This is a genomic window from Rhizobium cerradonense (assembly GCF_030182455.1).
GTDB lineage: Bacteria > Pseudomonadota > Alphaproteobacteria > Rhizobiales > Rhizobiaceae > Rhizobium.
Window position 1 is genome coordinate 322089 of record NZ_JAQJCK010000007.1, and the last position, 20552, is coordinate 342640.

25 protein-coding genes are annotated in these 20552 nt (G+C 61.4%); 15 read left to right on the plus strand and 10 right to left on the minus strand.

What is annotated here, in order from left to right:
• Positions 1-12: 12 nt before the first annotated feature.
• Positions 13-1089, minus strand: a complete 1077-nt coding sequence (locus PH547_RS18325; protein WP_283048714.1) for a DUF2252 family protein — start codon at positions 1087-1089, stop codon at positions 13-15.
• A 158-nt stretch (positions 1090-1247) separates the two neighbouring features.
• Here PH547_RS18325 and PH547_RS18330 point away from each other — a divergent pair, with 158 nt between their 5' ends.
• From PH547_RS18330 to guaA, 3 genes are all read left to right on the plus strand, one after another.
• On the plus strand, positions 1248-1694 hold the full coding sequence (locus tag PH547_RS18330; protein ID WP_104821734.1) for a PaaI family thioesterase: 447 nt from the start codon (positions 1248-1250) through the stop codon (positions 1692-1694).
• Positions 1691-2332 carry a 5'-methylthioadenosine/S-adenosylhomocysteine nucleosidase gene (locus PH547_RS18335; protein ID WP_285169023.1) on the plus strand — a complete coding sequence of 214 codons (642 nt, stop codon included), beginning with the start codon at positions 1691-1693 and terminating at the stop codon, positions 2330-2332. The genes PH547_RS18330 and PH547_RS18335 overlap by 4 nt, the downstream gene beginning before the upstream one ends.
• Positions 2333-2426: 94 nt before the next feature.
• Positions 2427-3989 carry a glutamine-hydrolyzing GMP synthase gene (gene guaA, locus PH547_RS18340; RefSeq protein ID WP_104821732.1) on the plus strand — a complete coding sequence of 521 codons (1563 nt, stop codon included), beginning with the start codon at positions 2427-2429 and terminating at the stop codon, positions 3987-3989.
• 98 nt (positions 3990-4087) lie between these two features.
• On the opposite strand, the gene PH547_RS18345 is transcribed toward guaA, so the two are convergent.
• A complete protein-coding gene (locus PH547_RS18345; RefSeq protein ID WP_104821731.1) occupies positions 4088-4837 on the minus strand; it encodes an SDR family oxidoreductase in 750 nt (249 codons plus the stop codon).
• Positions 4838-4944: 107 nt separating this feature from the next.
• Between PH547_RS18345 and PH547_RS18350 the strand changes: the two genes are divergently transcribed.
• Positions 4945-5580: a TetR/AcrR family transcriptional regulator gene (locus tag PH547_RS18350; protein ID WP_285169024.1), complete on the plus strand. Its 636-nt coding sequence runs from the start codon at positions 4945-4947 to the stop codon at positions 5578-5580.
• Between the two features lie 108 nt (positions 5581-5688).
• Here the strand turns inward: PH547_RS18350 and PH547_RS18355 are convergent, their stop codons facing one another.
• From PH547_RS18355 to PH547_RS18365, 3 genes are all read right to left on the minus strand, one after another.
• Positions 5689-6129: a lipid-binding SYLF domain-containing protein gene (locus PH547_RS18355; protein WP_104821730.1), complete on the minus strand. Its 441-nt coding sequence runs from the start codon at positions 6127-6129 to the stop codon at positions 5689-5691.
• A 203-nt stretch (positions 6130-6332) separates the two neighbouring features.
• Entirely contained in the window at positions 6333-7592 is a 1260-nt protein-coding gene (locus tag PH547_RS18360) for an RNA polymerase sigma factor (RefSeq protein ID WP_104821729.1), read from the minus strand.
• A gap of 6 nt (positions 7593-7598) precedes the next feature.
• Positions 7599-7946, minus strand: a complete 348-nt coding sequence (locus PH547_RS18365; protein ID WP_104824959.1) for a YciI family protein — start codon at positions 7944-7946, stop codon at positions 7599-7601.
• Positions 7947-8186: 240 nt separating this feature from the next.
• Between PH547_RS18365 and PH547_RS18370 the strand changes: the two genes are divergently transcribed.
• Complete coding sequence (locus PH547_RS18370) at positions 8187-8558, plus strand: YciI family protein (RefSeq protein WP_104821728.1); 372 nt, start codon at positions 8187-8189, stop codon at positions 8556-8558.
• A 140-nt stretch (positions 8559-8698) separates the two neighbouring features.
• Complete coding sequence (locus PH547_RS18375) at positions 8699-9112, plus strand: GFA family protein (RefSeq protein ID WP_104821727.1); 414 nt, start codon at positions 8699-8701, stop codon at positions 9110-9112.
• Positions 9113-9136: 24 nt separating this feature from the next.
• On the opposite strand, the gene PH547_RS18380 is transcribed toward PH547_RS18375, so the two are convergent.
• On the minus strand, positions 9137-10087 hold the full coding sequence (locus tag PH547_RS18380) for a LysR family transcriptional regulator (RefSeq protein ID WP_104821726.1): 951 nt from the start codon (positions 10085-10087) through the stop codon (positions 9137-9139).
• 127 nt (positions 10088-10214) lie between these two features.
• Between PH547_RS18380 and PH547_RS18385 the strand changes: the two genes are divergently transcribed.
• Positions 10215-10748: a hypothetical protein gene (locus tag PH547_RS18385; protein WP_104821725.1), complete on the plus strand. Its 534-nt coding sequence runs from the start codon at positions 10215-10217 to the stop codon at positions 10746-10748.
• A gap of 32 nt (positions 10749-10780) precedes the next feature.
• Here PH547_RS18385 and PH547_RS18390 read toward each other — a convergent pair whose 3' ends face one another.
• Both PH547_RS18390 and PH547_RS18395 read right to left on the minus strand, forming a co-directional pair.
• Entirely contained in the window at positions 10781-11344 is a 564-nt protein-coding gene (locus tag PH547_RS18390) for a methylated-DNA--[protein]-cysteine S-methyltransferase (protein ID WP_104824958.1), read from the minus strand.
• A 172-nt stretch (positions 11345-11516) separates the two neighbouring features.
• Positions 11517-11645: a hypothetical protein gene (locus PH547_RS18395; protein WP_260303290.1), complete on the minus strand. Its 129-nt coding sequence runs from the start codon at positions 11643-11645 to the stop codon at positions 11517-11519.
• A 246-nt stretch (positions 11646-11891) separates the two neighbouring features.
• Between PH547_RS18395 and PH547_RS18400 the strand changes: the two genes are divergently transcribed.
• Positions 11892-12512: a 2'-5' RNA ligase family protein gene (locus tag PH547_RS18400; RefSeq protein ID WP_104821724.1), complete on the plus strand. Its 621-nt coding sequence runs from the start codon at positions 11892-11894 to the stop codon at positions 12510-12512.
• A 14-nt stretch (positions 12513-12526) separates the two neighbouring features.
• Here PH547_RS18400 and PH547_RS18405 read toward each other — a convergent pair whose 3' ends face one another.
• Both PH547_RS18405 and PH547_RS18410 read right to left on the minus strand, forming a co-directional pair.
• Entirely contained in the window at positions 12527-14161 is a 1635-nt protein-coding gene (locus PH547_RS18405) for a SulP family inorganic anion transporter (protein WP_104821723.1), read from the minus strand.
• A 91-nt stretch (positions 14162-14252) separates the two neighbouring features.
• Complete coding sequence (locus PH547_RS18410; protein WP_104821722.1) at positions 14253-15131, minus strand: LysR family transcriptional regulator; 879 nt, start codon at positions 15129-15131, stop codon at positions 14253-14255.
• Positions 15132-15223: 92 nt separating this feature from the next.
• On the opposite strand from PH547_RS18410, the gene PH547_RS18415 reads away from it, so the two are divergent.
• From PH547_RS18415 to ybaK, 7 genes are all read left to right on the plus strand, one after another.
• Positions 15224-16198, plus strand: a complete 975-nt coding sequence (locus PH547_RS18415) for a quinone oxidoreductase family protein (protein ID WP_104821721.1) — start codon at positions 15224-15226, stop codon at positions 16196-16198.
• 284 nt (positions 16199-16482) lie between these two features.
• Positions 16483-17664: an MFS transporter gene (locus tag PH547_RS18420; protein WP_104824957.1), complete on the plus strand. Its 1182-nt coding sequence runs from the start codon at positions 16483-16485 to the stop codon at positions 17662-17664.
• A 153-nt stretch (positions 17665-17817) separates the two neighbouring features.
• A complete protein-coding gene (locus tag PH547_RS18425) occupies positions 17818-18879 on the plus strand; it encodes a M14 family zinc carboxypeptidase (protein WP_104821720.1) in 1062 nt (353 codons plus the stop codon).
• Between the two features lie 99 nt (positions 18880-18978).
• The gene (locus PH547_RS18430) at positions 18979-19329 is read left to right on the plus strand and encodes an ArsC family reductase (RefSeq protein WP_104821719.1); all 351 of its coding nucleotides are present in this window, start codon (positions 18979-18981) and stop codon (positions 19327-19329) included.
• Between the two features lie 50 nt (positions 19330-19379).
• Positions 19380-19805: a putative toxin-antitoxin system toxin component, PIN family gene (locus tag PH547_RS18435; protein WP_104821718.1), complete on the plus strand. Its 426-nt coding sequence runs from the start codon at positions 19380-19382 to the stop codon at positions 19803-19805.
• Between the two features lies 1 nt (position 19806).
• Positions 19807-20034, plus strand: coding sequence for a toxin-antitoxin system HicB family antitoxin (locus PH547_RS18440; RefSeq protein WP_104821717.1), 228 nt, complete (start codon positions 19807-19809; stop codon positions 20032-20034).
• 31 nt (positions 20035-20065) lie between these two features.
• A complete protein-coding gene (gene ybaK / locus PH547_RS18445) occupies positions 20066-20539 on the plus strand; it encodes a Cys-tRNA(Pro) deacylase (RefSeq protein ID WP_104824956.1) in 474 nt (157 codons plus the stop codon).
• Positions 20540-20552: the final 13 nt, after the last annotated feature.

Genomic DNA, 20552 nt, shown 5'->3' on the forward strand with positions numbered 1-20552 from the left:
GGCTTTGCCGGTTTAGCCCTTCGCCGCGAACTCCGCCTGCTCCGTGCCGATCGCGACCGCAGCCGCCTTGGCGGAGTTCCTCAGCCAGTCCACCTCCCTCCTGTCGAGGTCAGCTAGAATGCCTGGAATGCGGGAGGCGTCATCGGCATGGCAGTTGGCGATCTCGAAACCCATCAGGTCGAGCATCGCCGGCGACAGCAGGAGCTGCGCATCGCCCTCGACCTCGATCTTTCTGCTGTTTGGCGATAGCCGACGGACCAGCAGCTTGCCCACCACCTGATAATGCGGATCGGGAGAGCGGGCGCGTCCGGCGGCAATGACGCCCGTGTGGATCGTCGTGTCGGACGGATTGTGTCGGAGCGACCAGGCGGATTGGGCGAGCGCCTTGACCTCGCGGATCACCGGCCCGCCGCGCCATTCGACATCGGCGACAAAGCGCGGGCGGCCGAGGCTACCGGTGCCGGCCGTGCGCGGCTTGGCGACAAAAGGGAGCTGCTCATCTGGCAGCGATCGCCGCAGCACTTCAAGGCAAGGCGCAGGAACCGGTTTGGCGGAGGGCGGCAGATCGCGATATTTGTCCCAGAAAGCCTTGCGCTCGCCATTCGAAAGGATGACGTCGTTGCGCAGCCACTTGTAATCACGCTCCAGAATGACCGGTGACGGCGTCTTCAACCCACGGCGATAGCCGCCCAAAATGGCCTCGGCGATGGCGCGCGGCGTCGGCGCGGTGGCGCCTCGCGCAAGGATCGCACTCGTCGCCAGGCGCACAAGGTCCAGCGCATAGGGCATGACCGCCGCATCATCGAAATCGTTGGCGCCCCAGACCAGCCGCCCCTCCTCGTCGCGCCAGGTGCCGAAATTCTCCAGATGCGTATCGCCGATCGCCAGCACCTGCGGCGCGCCCGCAAGATGGGGGCAGATGTCGAAGATGGTCTCGGCCCAGCGCCAATAGGTGGCGCGCAGAAAGACAAAACCGCCGCTCTTCATTTTCTTGTGCTTCTTGTCGAGATCGGCATCGACCAGATCGTCCCCCAATTGCGTCCGCATCCAGGTCTCATAGGCTCTCGTCGATTGCAGGATCGTCGTCATCTCGGTTCCATCTCGAATCTGTTGATGCGTATCGAATACCCAGCATCATGGGAAAACAATGTCGATCGCGCGTTATTTCCGCGAGGCGAATTCCACCGCAGTGCCCTTGTCCAAATCCTCCTGTCATGCCAATTTCGCACCCCGCGAAAGGGAATGGGATGACTGGGGAAAGCAGCGACTTTCGAGCGCGCATTCGGACGAGTTTCGAGCGACAGGCGGCGATGACGACGATCGGCGCGGAGTTGACGCGCGTCGAGCATGGCACGGTCGAGATCGAGTTGCCGTTCGACGTCAAGCTGACGCAGCAGCACGGTATTCTACACGCCGGCATCATTGCCGCCGCGCTGGATTCGGCCTGCGGATTTGCGGCTTACAGCGTCATCGATCCTACAGCATCAATTCTTACAATCGAATTCAAGATCAACCTGATGTCCCCGGGACGCGGCGAGCGGTTTCTGTTTCGCGGCGATGTTACCAAGCCCGGCTCCACCATTATCGTCGCCGATGGGCGAGCCTATGCCATCAGCGACGGGCCTGCCAAGCTGATTGCCTCCATGACCGGAACGATGATGGTCATCCGAGGCCGAGAGGGAATTACCGGATGAAATTCGAACTGAAACGCGTATCGGGAAAGTCGATCCTGTTCGTCATGGCGGCGGAGGCGGAATACGGCCCCTTCCTGCGCTCCCGCATCGACCCGCTGATGACCGGCGTCGGTCCAGTCGAGGCGGCGATCGCCATGACGAAAGCGTTCGCTCAGCTCGAAGCGCAGGACGATTTGCCGGACATGGTGGTTTCGTTGGGTTCGGCCGGCTCCTCCAAGCTGGAGCAGACGGAGGTCTATCAGGTCATCTCCGTTTCCTATCGCGACATGGACGCCTCGCCGCTCGGCTTTGAGAAAGGCCGCACGCCGTTCCTCGACCTGCCCGCCACGATCGAGCTGCCGTTGCGCATTCCCGCCATTCCGGAAGCGAGCCTCTCGACCGGCGGCAATGTCATCTCCGGCGCCGATGCCTATGGCCGGATCGCCGCCGACATGGTGGATATGGAGACCTTCTCCGTACTGCGTGTCTGCCAGCTCTACGACCGGCCGCTGATCGGACTGCGCGGTATTTCCGATGGCCTAGTCGAGCTCCAGCACATTTCCGGCTGGACCGAATATCTGCACGTCATCGACCGCAAGCTCTCCTACGCCGTCGACGGACTGTTCACTGCGCTGGAAGACGGCGTTTTCTGGTTCTGAACGGCGCGGCGGCTGATACAATCGGGACAATAAAATCGGCCCTCGCGCGATTTGCCGGATTGCCAGGGAAAGCGCTTTTCATTAAAGGCTCGCCATGACCCAGACAGCACATCCAGACACCGTTCTCATCGTCGATTTTGGCAGCCAGGTGACGCAGCTCATCGCACGGCGCGTGCGCGAAGCGGGCGTCTATTGCGAGATCGTCCCCTTCCAATCCGCCGAAGCCGGCTTCAAGCGGCTGCAGCCGAAGGCCGTGATCCTGTCCGGCAGCCCGGCTTCGACCGTGGATGAGGGCTCGCCGCGGGCGCCGCAGATCATCTTCGACAGCGGCTTGCCGGTCTTTGGCATCTGCTATGGCCAGCAGACCATGTGCATGCAGCTCGGCGGCAAGGTGGAAAGCGGCCACCATCGCGAATTCGGCCGCGCCTTCCTGGACGTCGACAAGGATTGTGCCCTCTTCGAAGGGCTGTGGTCGCACGGTTCGCGCCATCAAGTGTGGATGAGTCATGGCGACCGCGTCACCGCGCTGCCCGAGGGCTTTGAAGTCGTCGCCACTTCCTCGAACGCGCCTTACGCCTTCATCGCCGACGAGAAGCGCAGATATTACGGCGTGCAGTTCCATCCGGAAGTGGTGCATACGCCTGACGGCGCCAAGCTGATCGGCAACTTCATCCACAATATCGCAGGCATCAAGGGCGATTGGTCGATGTCGGCCTATCGTGCCAAGGCGGTGCAGGCGATCCGCGATCAGGTCGGCGACAAGCGCGTCATCTGCGCACTGTCCGGCGGCGTCGACTCTTCCGTTGCCGCGCTGCTGATCCATGAGGCAGTCGGCGACCAGCTCACCTGCATCCTCGTCGACCACGGCCTGATGCGCAAAGACGAGGCGGCCAATGTCGTCGCCATGTTCCGCGAGCACTACAATCTGCATCTGCTGCATGTCGACGCCTCCGACCGCTTCATTGGCGAGCTGGAGGGCGTCAGCGACCCCGAGACCAAGCGCAAGATCATCGGCCGGCTCTTCATCGAGACCTTCGAAGAGGAAGCGAAGAAGCTCGGCGGCGCCGATTTCCTCGGCCAGGGCACGCTCTATCCGGATGTCATCGAGAGCGTTTCCTTCACCGGCGGCCCCTCGGTCACCATCAAGTCGCATCACAATGTCGGCGGCTTGCCGGAGCGCATGAAGATGCAGCTCGTGGAGCCGCTGCGCGAACTCTTCAAGGACGAAGTGCGCGTGCTCGGCAAGGAGCTCGGCCTGCCCGACAGCTTCATCGGCCGCCACCCCTTCCCCGGCCCCGGCCTCGCCATTCGCTGCCCCGGCGGCATCACCCGCGAGAAGCTGGAGATCCTGCGCGAGGCAGACGCCATCTATCTCGACGAAATCCGCAAGGCTGGCCTCTACGACGCCATCTGGCAGGCATTCGCCGTGCTGCTGCCGGTCCAGACCGTCGGCGTCATGGGCGACGGCCGCACCTACGAATTCGTCTGTGCGCTCCGCGCGGTCACCTCCGTCGACGGCATGACGGCCGATTTCTACCACTATGACATGGAATTCCTCGGCCGCGCCGCGACCCGCATCATCAACGAGGTCCGTGGCATCAACCGCGTGGTCTACGACGTGACGTCGAAGCCGCCCGGCACGATCGAGTGGGAATGAGGGGCAAGCTGCGGCCATAGCGTAGTCTCGGCAGCGATATTCGCTGCCGAACTTTTGCAGTCACTCGCTGTATCTCCCCCTCCGCGCCGCCGGGACACTCAGATCTGAGCCCAGCCACCATCGACGCAGAGTTCGCTGCCTGTGATGTAAGCCGAGTCATCGGAGGCGAGGAACAGGACGGCTTTGGCGATCTCGTCGACGGTTCCGCTGCGGTGCATGGGAATTTGGGCGTGCACCTGGGTCTTCGTCTGTTCGATCATCTCCTCGCTCACTCCGGCTTTACGTGCTTGGTCCGTATCGATGTAGCCAGGCGCCAGGGCATTTACCCGTATGCCCTTGTCGGTCAGCTCCGCGGTGAGCGACCGTGCCAGTGAGCGGATGGCCGCTTTCCCCGCCGAATAGACGCTGACATAGGGGCGGCCTTGTCTGCTCAGGGTCGAGGTGTTCAGGATTATCGAGCCGCCGGAACCCATCAGCGGTAGGAGCTTCTGCACCGTAAAATACGTCCCTTTGAACGTGTTAGCGACCGTGAAATCGAATTCTTCTTCGGACGTGTATTCAAACATGTTCGGTCGCGCGCCCCCGGCGTTCGCGAAAATAATGTCGACGCGGCCATGCTTTCTCTCGACATATTCGCGAAGCGCTTCGATGTCCGACATCCTGGAAATATCACTGCGGACCGCGTCGGCGCCATTTCCGATGCTTTGCACGGCAGCGTCGAGCGCCGCTTGATCGCGGCCGGTGATGACCACCTTTGCGCCTTCGCGTGCGAACAGCTTGGCCGTCGCCAGTCCCATTCCTGAGTTACCGCCAGTGATGACAGCGATCTTACCGTCCAATTTACCCATATTCGTCTCCTAATTCGCTTCCTAAGGCGTCACCGGCAACCACACGGGGCTAGAGCATCGGCGACGGCTGTAATATATGAAGCATTATTCAGTTTTTGGATTCGCATATGGAAAACGCTACTCCGTCACCGCTAAACCGCCGGAAACTACCGCGTCAGGTCCGATCCATCGTCACCGTGAACGCTATTTTCGAGGCGACCATTCAGGTTTTGCTGAGCGATGGGCCGATCCGCCTGAACACGACGCGCGTGGCGCGTCGTGCCGGCGTTTCGGTCGGAACGCTGTACCAATATTTCCCGCATAAGCAGGCCTTGCTTTTCGCTGTGCTGGAGCGGCATCTCGCGCTTCTCGCCGAGGCCGTGGAGAAAGCGAGCGACGAAAACCTGTACGCTCCGGTGGAGACAATAGCTCGGGCGGTGGTGAAGGCCTATCTTGACGCAAGGATGGCGCAAACCGAGGTCGCGCCCGCCCTCTATCTCATTGCAACGGAGCTTGATGCGCGCGAGCTGATCGAATCGGCGTCCCGGCGGAGTGAAAGGGCGATCGAGGCGATGCTGTCCACCGCCAGCGACGGCCGTTTCGCCGATCCGCACGTGATCGCCCAAACAATGACGGCAGTGATTTACGGAACGGTCCCGGCATTCTGCAAACGGGTCATGCCCCCGGCTGTGGGAAGCGAGGCCGAAAAACAGCTAACGATAATGTTTCACTCTTATCTCGTCGCGAGCAGCACTGCGGCATAGCACAAGTGGCGAAAGCCACTTCCTGAATGCACTTTTCCGGAAGTGCCCGATCGCCAAACTCAGCAAATCGGGCCTCTCCGGGGAGATGACGAACGGAGCAACAGCCCCTTACTTCACCGTGATGCTCAGACCGCTGATATCGGCATTGATTTGCAGGCCTACCTGCCTGCCTGTGAGTTCGAGCTGAGCGCCCTTGTCATTGGTCATGACGATCACCTGGGCTCCTTTGACGACCGCGCCGCCGCCGCCCACTGCGCCGTACACTCCCGACACATCTCGAGCGCGGCGAATGTGGCGCACGGTACCACTGAAATACGTCTTGGAGGCACCGAAGGCGAGGCCGCCCGAGATGCCGCCGATCGTGATGGGGTAGCGCCGGCCGTGGAAGGTCAGCGTGCCCTCGCCGCCGGAGCCACCGACGAAGAAGGCTGCCTTGTAGACGGCGAAGCGGATCGTGCCGCTGTCGGCATGCGCGGCACTGGCAAAGCTGATTCCCGCGGCGGCGATGACGGCAACCGCGACTGAACGAAATCCGGACGAAATCTTCATGATGAGAGACTCCTGAAAAAGCGCCGCTTACCCCAGCCGGCCGGGCACGACGTTAGCGTCGTATCAAAGTTATAACTGAACAGTCTCGCGCGTCATTAGTTCCAAGCCATAATAGTAACATATCAAAATAATCGCGCGAGAATGAGGGGTTACACCTTCCAGCCAAGAAGGCGAGCTCGACCGGTCCGAGCGGAACACCAAGCTCAGCGCGGCGGCGTTAGGCTTTCGGTCTGCCGCCTTTGCAAAAAGCGGCGGACGACAGGATCTATTTCCAACGCAATCGCTTGGTCATAGGCTTCGCGGGCCGCTGCCATTTCCCCCGTTCTCGCATGGAGTTCGGCGCGCGCTGCCCAATATGGCTGATATTCGACCAGCCGGCTGCCAGGGGCCAGTATCGGCAGCGCCGCCAGCCCTGCCGCAGGCCCGCGCGTCTGCGCCACGGCGATCGCGCGATTAATTGCCGCCACCGGCGAGCCGGTAATTGCGCAAAGGCCATCGTAGAGGCGCTCGATAGCCACCCAATCGGTCGCGCCTGTGCGGCGTCGCACGACATGCGCCGATTGGATTGCCGCTTCCAATTGATAGCGGTCGAAGGCGTCAAGCGTACTGGCGCGAATAAGCAGATCTTCAGCTTCGTCGATCAACGCTTCGTCCCATAGAGCGGGATCCTGATCGGCCAGCGGCACGAATTCGCCGGCCGGACTGCGCCGGGCGCCACGCCGAGCATGCGAATAGAGCATCAGTGCAAGCAGGCCGAGCGCTTCAGCCTCCTTCGGTAAGAGCGCGACGATCAGCCGGCCAAGCCAAATCGCCTCCTCCGCGAGGTTGCGCAGGCTCGCATCGGTGCCGGCCGGGTCGCTCCAGCCTTCCGTATAGGCCGCATAGACCGCTTCCAGGACCGCCGCCAGGCGTGCGCGCATGTCTGCCCTGTCGGGCACACGCAAGGGAATCCTGGCGCGACGGATCTTGTTCTTGGCCCGCGCCAGCCGTTGGCCCATTGCCGCCGGCGAGACCAGGAAGGCGGAACCGATTGTCTGGGCGTCAAACCCAAGGATCGTCTGCAGGATCAACGGCGCTCTCACTCCAGACTCTATTGCCGGATGCGCGCAGGCGAACATCAAAGCCAGACGCTCGTCTGGAATGTCTGGTGCGAGGCTCGCCGTTGCCTCCAACTCTTCCGCCATGAGCTTCAGATGCTCGGAGGCAACGGCGCTTACTCGTCTGCGCCTGACGGCGTCGATCATCTTGCGCCGGGCAACGGCAAGCAGCCAAGCCTCGGGGTTTAGCGGCGCGCCATTGGCCGGCCAATCGGCCAAGGCAGACGCAAAGGCCTCCGACAGGGCGTCTTCGGCGCCGGCCACATCGCGTGTGCGGGCCGCAAGGATGGCGACCAGTTTGCCATAGCTTCGACGCGCCATCGCTTCGGCAGCTTTGATGGCGGACCGGTCATCTCCTTGCGACATGATAGTTCAATAGACCATGAGAGGGCGAACCTCTACCGTGTCCTGCCGGGCGCCGGGACAGCGCGCCGCCCAGGCGACGGCGCTATCGAGATCATCAGCCTCGATAATATAATAGCCGCCTAACTGCTCCTTGCTTTCGATATAGGGGCCGTTGAGAACGGTGGCCTTGCCCTCCGGCGCACGCACCACGGTTGCCATCGAGGAATCCTGCAATCCACTACCCGCAACGTAGGCTCCGGCCTTTTTCAACGTTTCCGTATAGGCCGCATAGGCCGCAAACGTCTCGGCTTTCTGTTCCTTCTTAGCATTCTTATGCTCGGCTTCGTTCCAATACACCAACAGCATATATTGCATGATGCGTTCCTTTCTCTCGATACGCGCAGCCTGATGGCCCGCTGCGACAAAGACGTTTGAACCGGCGAGATTTTGACAGGGCACTGGAAGAAACTAGGGGCATCCATCGATATCCTCGACGCTACTCTCATGGGAACGGTCGTGTCGCTAAAAAATCGCGAGACGGTGTCGGTTTCCAAAAACTCCGTTCGTCATTCCAATGTCAGGCCGATGCGGCCAGCTCAAACAGGGAGACGGACGATGCGTGTGATGGTGATCGTGAAGGCTACGGAAGACAGCGAGAAGGGGTTCCTCCACACGGCCTGGGAGGCGGAGATGATGGAAGCGATGGGCAGATTCAATGACGAGCTGAAAGATGCCGGCATCATGCTCGACGCCGGCGGCCTCAAGCCCACCTCGCAGGGCAAGCGCATTGCGTTCGAAGGCCCCGGCCGTGCGGTCATTGATGGGCCTTTCGCCGGTGGTCGCGAGATGGTCGCCGGCTTCTGGATCTGGGACGTCAAGGACATGGACGAGGCAATCGCCTGGGTGAAGCGCTGCCCCAATCCCATGCCGGGACCGAGCGAGATCGAAATCCGGCCACTATACGAGATGGCTGATTTGCAGCAATAATCCGACGGGCAGAAGTTACGCGCGGGGCTTTGCCTGTTTTATCCGCATGCCCGATGCTTCTGCATAATCCCTGAAATACAGCGATTGACAGCCGACGAGCGGCGCGGATGCTTTGCCAGTCAAATATGGAGGGCTGATACATGGCGAAGAAGCACACCGGTCAGTGCGCATGCGGGGCCGTCAAATTCGAGTTTGATACCGATCCTACCTTTGTTGCCGTCTGTCACTGCCTCGACTGCAAGAAGGCGTCAGGCGGCGAGGCGGCGACGTTCTTCGGCGTGCCCGAGGATGATTTTGCGCTGGTCAGCGGCGAGCCGAAGGCGTTTCACTACATCGCCCAATCCGGCAAGGGCCTGGATCGCAACTTCTGCCCCAATTGCGGCGCCAGGGTCTTCAGCAGCAAGCTGGAGAGCTTCCCCGGAATGATCTTCGCCACGATCGGCTGCCTGGATAGTTCCGCGGGCATCGAACCGGTGCTCGAGATGTTCACCAAGCGACGTCTTGAATGGGTGAAGCCGCTCGACCTTCCGCAATTCGAGAACATGCCGAGCTGAGTCCAAGCGGGCATATCGATGTGATCATTGGTGCGATCTAGCTGGGTCGCCTCTGCGCGGAGCGTCGTTGCTGCGGTATCTGACATGCTCGATGAATGCGCGCAGTTTGGGCAAAACCTGGCTTCTGCCCGGGTGGTACAGAAAAACCCCGGGGGTTGTGACGGCGAAGGAGGCGAGCAGCACTTGCAAGCGGCCATCGGCAAGAGCCGCTTCGGCGAGCGGGCTTGGCACTTGCGCAATTCCCGCACCCTGGATGGCAGCTCCCAGGACCGTGGGGTAGTCATGCGCGATGAGCGGCCCTGAGACGATTGCCTCGACCGCCTTGCCGCCGTCGACAAAGGACCAGGGCGCGACCGACCCGTTTGTGCGGCGCATGCGCAGGCAGGCGTGGTCACGCAGATCGTCGATACGCTCCGGCCGCTTGTGCCGAGACAGGTAATCGGGGCTGCCAACGACTACAAACGGGAACGGCGGCGTCAGCCGTACCGCGACCATGTCGGCGTCGATGAACTCGCCCAGCCTGACACCGGCATCAAATCCTTCGGCTGCGAGATCGACCAGCTTCTCGCTTACGGCGATCTCCACCTCGATCGCGGGATAGGCCTCGCAGAAGGACGCGATCAGTGGCTCCAGCACGATCGGCACGACCGAACGCGGCACGGCGAGGCGCAATAATCCGGCCGGCCGCTCTCCGAGTTGACCGGCGACCTCGCTTGCAGCGACGAGCTCTTCGAAGGCCGGCTTTGCGCGCGACAGGAATCGTTCTCCTGCTTCGGTCAGGCCTACGCTGCGCGTGGTGCGCAGGAAGAGCGCTGCGCCGACGCGCGCCTCAAGTGCGCGCACCACTTGGCTGATCGCCGATGGAGTTACCCCGAGTTCCGCGGCCGCTCTGCGAAAACTGCGGTGCTCGGCAACGCTCAGGAACGCCTCCACCCCATCGAGCGCGCCTCGTCTGACTGTGAAATTCTGCTTCATGGCCCGTCAACATTATAGCGAATAGTCGCCAGGCGATAGCGGTCGTACATCTGACCCGGACGGCCCGGCTCGGCATTCCGACCACCGTGTTTGAGACCGCATGAGCTAGCACACCATAGGAGGCTACATGTCGCCCGCAATCATCTTCCAGCTACATCTCGTTCTGGGTTACGTCCCCTGGCTGCTCTGCTTCGGAGCCTACGTCTGGCCGAAGCTCAAATCCATGGATCAGGTCGAAGCGCAACGCGCCATCGCCACGCTGCACAGTTTCCGTTTCTTCGGGCTGGTCTTCATTGTTCCCGGCGTCGTCGGCCCCAATCTGCCCGCCGGCTTCGCGATATCAGCCGCTTATGGTGACTTTGCAACCGGCCTGCTCGCCATGCTGGCGCTTCTCACCGTAAGGATACGTCCGCTCTTTTGGCTGTTCACCATTGCCTTCAATGTTGTGGGGACAGTCGACCTCATCGTCGACTACTATAATGGCACCCAATTCGACCTTCCCGGGTTCGCCGGACAGTTGGGCGCCACCTACGCAATCCCGATCATCTATGTGCCTCTATTGATGATCACGCATGTCGCCGCGTTCTATCTGCTGCTGCGTCCTCAGCCCGGAACGGCTCGGGCCATCGCCGGAGATGCGGCCGCATCCACGGACGCGTGACCCTCCGGGCGCGTTATGCACACGACCAACGTTCAGAAACCCAGGGATTGCTGCACGGGCTTCGGCGGCGCGAGCTGGACGCCTTCCAGTTCCAGCATGCGAGCCTTGGCGGTCGAACCGCCGGGCGCGGAGAAGCCGCCTATCTTGCCGCCGGCGGCCAAGACGCGGTGGCAGGGAATGATCAGCGCCACGGGGTTCTTGGCCATGGCCTGGCCGACGTCGCGCGCCGCTTCCGGACCGGCGCCGAGCTGTTTGGCTAGCGCGCCATAGGTGGTGGTGTGCCCCCACCCTACCTGCCTCGCTGCGGCATAGATCTGCTTGAAGAAATCGTCCTGCTCGCTGAGATCCAGTTTCACGCCGGAGAAATCGATTGTTTCGCCAGCGAAATAACGCTTTACGGCGGCAACCGCATCGGCGACATCGGGCGTCGGCGCGCTAGGTCGTGCATTTGGCAAACGGCGAAGCATGAGGCGCTCGGTCGCCTCAGCGCTTTTCGTCGGCAATTGGAAGCGAGTGACACCGATGTCGTTCCACGCAATCCCACAGAAACCACCGACGGTTTCGAAGATCAGATAATGTTGCCTTGTCTCGCTCATGGCAAAGTCTCCGTGTTTCCACTTGCCATGAAAATCGTGCCTCTGGCACCCGAATTCAACCCGATTCTTGCGCAGGCCGATTGTTGCCAACATTTTGCGGAGTGAAGGAAGCGATGCCGATGCTGCGACGGCAACATCCGCCACACCACTTCCCACCCAGCTTGGGAGCTTATCAATACCCTCCGCCGGCCGGAGCCGAATTCTGCGTCATGCCGCCGCCGGAGCCGGTGGTGGAGCAGGCGGAGACGCCGAGACCGATGAAGGCGAAAAGAACGGCGGAGAAGATGGTTTTGATCAACATGTGAGGTCATTCCCTTGTTGAGAGCGGGCCAAAATGCCCTGACCTGCGGTGAACAATCGAAGGGCAGTTTTATTCGGTGCTTTTTCCAAATCGAGGGATGCGATGAAATATCCGATCTTCCCGGCCAATTGCGGCCACTTCAATTTGTTCTCTATTTGTTCTTGATTTTAAGACTAGGCGACCGTAGGATATCAGCGCTCAGCAAGAACAGCACGAGGCAAGGCCGGCTGGCTTTGAAGCGATCTCATGAAGAACAACGCACAGCTTTCGCTCAATCTTGGCGGAGGATCACGAGTCAGGAAATCTGAAGCCGATCCGATGCATTCGGCTGGTCTTTATTTTGCTGTACTGCCTGATCGGGAGGTTGCTTCGTCAAGTGCCAAATTAGCAAGCGATCTGCATCGGCAATACCGTTTCTTCGCAAAGCCGCGCCCCTCGGATCTGTTTCATATTACGCTTTACCAGTTGGGCTCCTACGCCGGCATGCATGAGCCACCGCATGAGATCGCATTTGCGGCAATGCAAGCGGCGTCGACCGTCAGGAAGCCATCATTCCAAGTGGTTTTCGATCGAGCCGTCAGCTTCGGTAATGGCGACAATCGCCCCCTTGTCCTATGGTGCAAGGAAGGAAATGCGGAACTGAAAGCGCTGCGTCAAGAACTGGATGACGCAATGCGGTTCACCGGCTTTGCAAATAACGATAGAAGGGAATTTGAGCCGCATATGACCTTGCTATATCGGGGTCAATTGATTCCGGAAGTCGTGCTTGACGAACCCGTAGGGTGGACCGTCCGGGATTTTGTGCTGGTCCATAGCCTCCAGGGGGAAGGCAGGCACGAGCATCTTTGCTACTGGCTGCTGAACTAAGCCGGCTACAGAGGTCAGCCGTTCCCCACCGCCGGTGCAACCACCGCGGCCGCGTCGTCAACGCTGAAGCTGCAGCGATTTTCGAGATCGGTCATTCCGGCAGCGGCCATGAGGTCGCGGGCTTTATCATGAGCACGCGCGAATTGCACGCGGATGCCGGCAATGCGCATGGCATTGTCGAATTCCATCAAAGCGTCGAGCGCGGAGCTGTCGAGATCGAAGCTTTCCTCCAGACTCAGCACCACGGCCTTCAGTCCCGTTTCGGCGCGGCTGCGCATCAGAATCTCGCCAAGGATCATATCGGCATTTCCGAAAAACAGCGGCTCGCCGGGACGCCAGATCGCAATGCCGGGCGTTTCTATCGCCTCCGGGTGGCGGCTGACGTCGACGAAATTATGGCTGCCTCCCAGCCGTCCGAGGCGGGCGACATAGGGGGATGCCAATCGATGCATCATTGCGACGAGCGAAAGTACGATCGCCAGCAGCATGCCGTTGAGGACGCCGAAGATCAGTACGCCAGCCGCGGCACCGAGCGCGACATAGAAATCACGATGAAGCCGCCGCAGTCGAAGGATCGGGCCGGGGTCGAGCGCATGCGTGAGGGCCGCAATCACCACGGCGGCAAGCACCGGCTCCGGCAGCCGCGCCACCAGCGGCCCGGCGCAGGCGATCAGAATGGCAAGGCCGATGGCGGCAAAGACGGCGGTGGCCCGCGTCTTGGCCCCTGCCGCCTCACTGGCGAAACCTGCGGAAAAACCGGCGCCGACAGGCATGCCCTGGACGACGGCGCTGGCGATATTGGCAAAGCCCAACGCCCCCAACTCGCGATTGACCTCCAGAGCATCGCCGTAGCGCAGCGCCAAGGCCCGCATCGTACCCCAGGATTCGGCAAAGAGAATGAGCACCAGCGGCACGGTAAATTGCACCAGCCGCGAATAAGCGGGCCAGCCGGCATCGGGAAGCGAAGGCCATTGCGGCAGGACCTCGATCGTCCCGACCAACGCGACACCATGGCCGTCGAGGCCAAAGGCAGAAGAGGCGAGGATGCCGGCAGCGAGCACGAGGAAGGCGCCGGGGACGCCCGGCAGCCGCTTGAGCAATAGCAGTGCGACCAATGCCACGATGCCGACGGCAACGCTTGCGATGTTCCACCTAGGAATTGCCGCCAACAGCGCGCCGGCATAGCTGAAGATATTCGAGCCCTGCACGGGGACGCCGACGAGAATCGGGAGCTGATGCAGGATGATGGTAATCGCCAGTCCCAGGGCAAAGCCGCGCAACACCGGGCGCGAGATGAAGCCGGTAATGCCGCCCAGGCGCAAGGCGGCGGCGATGACGAAGAGGATGCCGGCCAGCGCGACGGCGATGGTCGCGAGGCTCGCCTTGACGGTGGCGTCTCCCGGAACAACCGCTAGCGTCGCCGCAAGAATGGCGGCAGATGAAGAGGTCGGTGAGACGATGGCGAAACGGCTGCGTCCGAAAATCGCGTAGACCAGACAGCCGGCAATACCGGCGAGGATCGCTCTATGCGGCGGCAGACCGGCGATACCGGCATAGGCGACTGCTTCGGGCAGCATCAGGCCGGCAACCGATATGCCCGCGATCACATCGGCTTTGTTTATCGCGGGCCAGCCGCCGAGCTTCGTCATCAATCACCGACCACAGGAATCGCCAATCTGTCTAGGTGTAGAGTTTCGCTGGCAGGCTGCAACAGGAAAGTAAGCATGACGAACCGTTGGCTTACGTGGCCCCGTCAGCCTCTCTCAATGGACACGTTCTGCCGATCGTTTCGCTGACAAAATCCATCACTGCGCGGATGGCCGGAGAGCGGCGCAGATCAGGATAGGTGACGAGCCAGAGATCGCGCGTGGGTGACGGGATCTCCGTCGGCAGACGCGTAAGCGCAGCTTCACCGTCGCCGAGAAAGGCGGGGAGCGCGACGACACCGAGACCAGCGAGCGCGGCTTGCAATTGACCGAAGACGTCGCCGGCGCGGAAAACGATCGGGCGGCCTGCAAGCAGGCTGCGCAGCCAGGTCTGCTGCGTCAGATGATCGAGCGCCGCATCATAGCCGATGAAGACCCAGCTCTCCTCCGGTGTTGCGGCAATCTCAGGGACAGCATAGAGCCCGAAGCGCATGACGCCGATGCGCCGCACCAGAAGATCGCTTTCTTCGGGCCGCGACATGCGCACGGCGACATCAGCCTCTCCATGATCGAGAGCGGCGCGACGGGTAACACCGGCGATCGTCAGCGTGATATCGGGATGTTCGGCACGAAAGGCGACCGCTTTCGGGGCGATGAGGTGGGCGGCGATCGATGGCGGCGCGCTGATCTTGACTGCGGCGGAAAGCCCCGCAACCGCGCTCTTTGAATAGCGTCTGATGGCCTCGACATTGTCCTCCATGCCGGCCACCAGCTCGGCGATCGCCCGGCCATCGGCCGTCAGCGGCGAGGTGCGCGGCCTACGGTCGATCAGGCGCAGGTCGAGCGTACGTTCTAGTGCGGCGATGCGCCGGCCGACCGTGGCATGGTCGACGCCGAGCTCACGCGCAGCCGCCGAGAGCGAGCCGGTCCGCGCCAGATAAGCGAAATGAAGAAGGTCCTGCCAATCGATCATCTGTGCATTATTGCACAGATACCGTGAACTCATACCGAATTTATTCAGACGCACCTTTGTGATCAAAAGCCCGTCTGAAAGGAGACCGTTCAATGCCCTTAGCCATCGCCATCACCGGTCCCGGCAGTCCCGAAACCATGACGCTCGTTGATCTTGCCATCACCGAGCCGGGTCCCGGCCAGGCCCGCATCCGCCAAAGCATTTCCGGCGTCAATTTCGTCGATATCTATGTCCGTTCTGGACTGTACCCTCTGCCGCCCGGCCAGACCGTTCTCGGCTTCGAGGGCGCCGGCATCGTGGAGGCAATCGGCTCCGGCGTCGAAGGTCTGTCGGTCGGCGATCGCGTCGCCTATGTCGGCCATCCGCTGGGAAGTTATGCGGAAGTGCGCACCCTGCCTGCCTCCCGGCTGGTGAGGCTGCCGGACGATGTCAGCGAAAGGCTCGCAGGCAGCACGATGTTGCGCGGGCTCACCGCCCATATGCTGCTCCACAAGGTTCATCCGCTGCAATCGGGCGAATGGGTGCTGGTGCATGCTGCAGCCGGCGGTGTCGGGCAGATCGTGACGCGCTGGGCCAAGCGGCTCGGCGCCAACGTCATCGGCACTGTCGGTTCCGAAGCCAAGGCGGGATTTGCCTATGAAGCCGGCGCCGACGCCGTTCTCCTGCATAATTCCGAGGATTGGGTGGAGGAAACGCGCCGCATCGCCAACCGCCGGGGCGTGCATCTCGCCATCGACGGCATCGGCGGCGCGATGCTGTCGCAGACGCTCGCCACCGTCCGGCCCTTCGGCATGGTCGCCAGCATCGGCCAGGCCGGCGGCCCCATTCCTCCGATCCAGATCGAGGAACTGACCGCCCCCCGCGCCATCGGTCTCGCTCGCCCGAGCGTATTGACCTACGCCAACGATCCCGATCTCTATCGACGGGGCGCCGAGGCGCTGATGATGGAATTGCAGGCCGGCCTGATCAATCCGATTGGCGCGGAATACGCACTGAAAGATGCGGCCAGAGCGCATGCCGACCTTGAGGCGGGGCGGACGACGGCAAGCGTGGTGTTGACGATGTGAACCCAAGGGCAAGGTGGCGCTATCGTCACCTTGTCTCCCTTCCCGCGGCCGGGCCTAGTGCGGTTCCCTTCCGCCACGGCGCTGGCCACAATTGCTTGAAGACGCCATGAATTTTTGCTGCAAAGCAGCAATTTCATTGACCCCACCGTTTCCCGCCTGATACGAAATTGATCCGTGACGTCGCACGGTCGATGGGCCGTTGCCGCCACTCCTGTCCGGTACGAACCCCGATCCGCATGGCAAACAGCAAGGACACCGCGCGCGGTGCCCGCAGGCGATATCTCGTGAACACTGCCTCCCAGACCATCCAGTCCACCTCGACACTATCCCTCCTTTCCATCGTAGCGCTGACCTTCTTCGGCTATATCGCCATCGGCCTGCCGCTCGCCGTGCTGCCGACCTATGTCGACAGCGGTCTCGGTTTCGGCGTCGTCTGGGCCGGCATCACCATCAGCGCGCAATATGTGGCGACCATCATCAGCCGCGCACAGGTCGGCCGGCTTTGCGACCAGTATGGGCCGCGCCGTTCGGTTTTCCTCGGTTTCATCGCCTATGGATTTTCCGGCGCCCTGACGCTCGCATCGGCGCTGGTGACGGGTGCTCCGGTTCTGAGCCTGGCGCTGCTGCTTGTCGGCCGCTTGGCGCTGGGTGTCGGTGAAAGCCTGGTCAGCACGGCGGCGATTACCTGGGCGATCGGGCTGATGGGCGCGCGCGAAACTGTGCGCATCATCTCCTGGAACGGCATCGCCACCTATGGCGGCATCGCGCTTGCAGCACCCTTCGGCGCCTGGCTGGAGGGGCAATATGGTTTCTTCGCCACGGGCGCCGTGACGATCGGCCTGGCAATTGCCGGCCTGATGCTGGCGCAAACGCGGCCGGCCGTACCCGGCGTCAAGGAGAAGGGCATCGGCACCGGCCAGGTCCTCAGCCGTGTTGCGCCTTTCGGCGTGGCGCTGGCGCTTGCCTCCAGTGGCTTCGGCGTGGTGATGGCCTTTGTCGCTCTCTTTTTCCATAGCCGCGATTGGGATGGGGCTTCGCTGGCGTTGAGCGCTTTCGGCCTGGCCTTCATCGGCGTCCGCCTCGGATTGGCGCAAGCCGTCGCGCGCTTCGGCGGCTTGCCGCTGGCACGCGTCTCGCTGGTGGTGGAGATCCTGGGGCTGATGGCGCTGGCCTTTGCTCCCTCGCCCACGGTCGCAATCATCGGCGCAGCTCTTGCCGGAGCCGGCTTTGCACCGATCTTTCCGGCGCTCGGCAACGAGGCGATGGCGCACGTTCCAGCACAAAATCGCGGCGTGGCGCTTGGCCTCTATTCGGTTTTCCTGGATGTGGCGCTCGGAAGCACCGGCCCGATCGCCGGCCTGCTTGCCAATCAGTTCGGCTATACGGCACCCTTCCTCCTCGGTGCCGGCGCCGTCCTGCTCAGCCTCGCCCTGATCATGAGCCTGCGCAGGAGCGGCGGCCTATAGAACAGAAGCGATGACAAAGGCTCCGGAAGCGGAACCTTGTCTTTCGGCAGGCGGTGAAACAAGTTCTGATCCATCCGCGCGCCGCCTTCCCATAATTGTTGCGGACGGAGGCCACGACTTGGTATCGGGCCATCATAAGCAGGAGAGAAACACATGGACATTACGCACATCACTATCGACGGCGATACGCCGGGGATCGCGTGGCGGTTGCCCGTGTTGCATTTTTCAGGCAGCGAGCCGGATGCGCCGAAGGTCTATATCCAGGCGGCGCTGCATGCCGGGGAACTGCCGGGCACGGCGCTGGCCCATTTCCTCTGCGAGCGGCTGCGGCAGGCGGAGACGGAAGGCGCGGTTCTGAGCGATATCATCGTCGTGCCGCATGCCAATCCGATCGGCGCGGCGCAATCGCATTTCGGCGAAATGCAGGGCCGGTTCGATTTGGGCACGCGCACCAATTTCAATCGCGACTTTCCGCTGATCTCGGCGCGCGACCGCCATCTGCTGCTCGAAAACCTGGGGCGCTACCCGGCCGCTGACCGGCTGAAGCGGCAGCTCATCCATATGGCGCTTGCGGCCGATCTGGTGATCGACCTGCATTGCGATGACGAATCCCTGCAATATGCCTATATCGACGACGCCTTCTGGCCGGAGGCAGCCGATCTGGCGGCGGCGCTGAACATGGACGCCGTGCTGCTGTCGGATGGTGAAAGCTCCGCCTTCGAGGAGGCTGTCAGCTTCGCCTGGAAATACGAAGTGCCCGGCGAGAAGAAGGCGCGGCTACCGGGAAAACTGTCTGTGACCGCCGAATTGCGCGGCACGCGCGATGTCTATCCAGAGATGGCGAAGAGGGACGCCGAAGGGCTCTGGGGTTTCCTCGCTGCCCGCGGCGCAGTGCGGGATGAAGGCGTGAGCCTGCCGAGCTTTACCGGGCCCGCCGTGCCGCTCGACAATGTCGAGATAATCCGGGCGCCGCAGGCCGGTACCGTGCTCTTCCATCGCAATATCGGCGAACATGTCGATGAAGGCGATCTGCTGGCGACGATCATTACCGCTCCCGGCATGCCGAATGGGACGATCGATATCCATGCTCCGCAAGCCGGCCTCATCGTCACCCGCGTCTCCGATCGCCTCGTGCGCCGCCGCGGCGACTTGATGAAAATCGGCTGTGACAGGCCGAGCACGGCCGCCCGCAAGCCGGGAGCGCTGGAAGACTGAGGCACCTCAGCGGACGTATGACCGTCGAGCCGTCCCCAGACTTTCGCTCATCTCCGCTTGCGTGCTATGCGAGAGCGCACAGCAAGAGACGGATTCGACATGACGATTACCATTTACGGCATCAAGAATTGCGACACGATGAAGAAGGCACGGACCTGGCTGGAAGGCCATGGCATCGCCTATGATTTCCACGATTACAAGGCCGTCGGCATCGACCGCGACCATCTCGAACGCTGGACCGCGCAAGCCGGCTGGGAAACCGTCCTCAACCGCGCCGGCACCACCTTCAAGGCACTCCCCGAAGAAAATCGCGCCGATCTCACCAAGGACAGGGCCATCGCGCTGATGCTGGCCCAACCTTCGATGATAAAGCGCCCGGTGCTGGAGGCCGATGAAAAATTGTTGATCGGGTTCAAGCCGGAGATTTATGCAGGCATTTTCGGAAACTGACTAAAGCCAATTGGCTTCCAAAATGATAGCATATATGCTATCAAAAACTGATGAAAGTGGTCGTCGACACAAATATTTTCGTCTCAGCCATCATGAATGCGGATGGAGCTCCGCGGCATGTCATTCGTCTTTGCCTTGAAGGACACCTAATTCCACTAGTCGGTAACGCCCTCTTTGCTGAATATGAAGATGTATGCGGAAGAGATGCCCTCTTTGATGATCGGCTGATATCGAAAGACGATCGGATAGCCTTGTTGGATGCTTTCCTTTCAAGTTGTTTGTGGACCCCCATATACTATTTGTGGCGCCCGAATTTACGTGATGAAGCAGACAATCATCTGATCGAACTAGCAGTCGGCGGTGGTGCTTCAGCTCTGATAACGGCAAATAAGAGAGACTTCGCACGAGCTGAATTACTATTTCCACGGTTGGAAATCCGCACAGCAGGTGAATTCCTTACTCAAAGGAGGCTTTGACATGAGTACACTGACAATCCGCCTTCCAAACGATCAACATGAGCGACTGAAAGCTCTTGCCGCCGCCCGCGGCACGAGCCTCAACAAGCTTTTCGAAGAACTTTCAACGAAAGCGCTGACTGAGTTCGACGCCGAAACACGCTTCCGCCTGAGAGCAGCAAACGGTGATAGCGCGCGCGGATTGGAAATTCTTGAAAAGCTCGACCGCATTCATTCTAAGCGCGGATGAGATCCGCATCGCCAAAGACACCGGTATCCGCATGTCCAAAACCACCCGCGCCACGCAGGTGCTGACTCAGGCCAAGGTTGCCTTCACCGTCCATACCTATGACTACGATCCGAATGCCGAGCGTGTCGGCATGCAGGCGGCGGAAGCGTTGGGCGAGGAGCCGCATCGGGTGTTGAAGACATTGATGGCGGAGGTGGATGGCAAGCCGGTCTGCGTGGTTGTCCCCTCCGATCATGAGGTCAGCATGAAAAAGCTCGCCGGCGCGTTTGGCGGCAAATCGGCGGCTATGATGAAGCCCGCCGATGCCGAGCGGCTGACGGGTTATCATGTCGGCGGCATCAGCCCTTTCGGCCAGAAGAAGACGGTGCCGACGGCGATCGAGGCACAGGCGATGGCCGAGGCCTATGTCTATATCAACGGCGGCCAGCGCGGCCTGCAAGTGCGCCTTAACCCCCAGGATGCGCTGAGGATTTTGAAGGCGAAGGCCGCGCCGTTGATTGCCTGATCGTGCCAAAAGA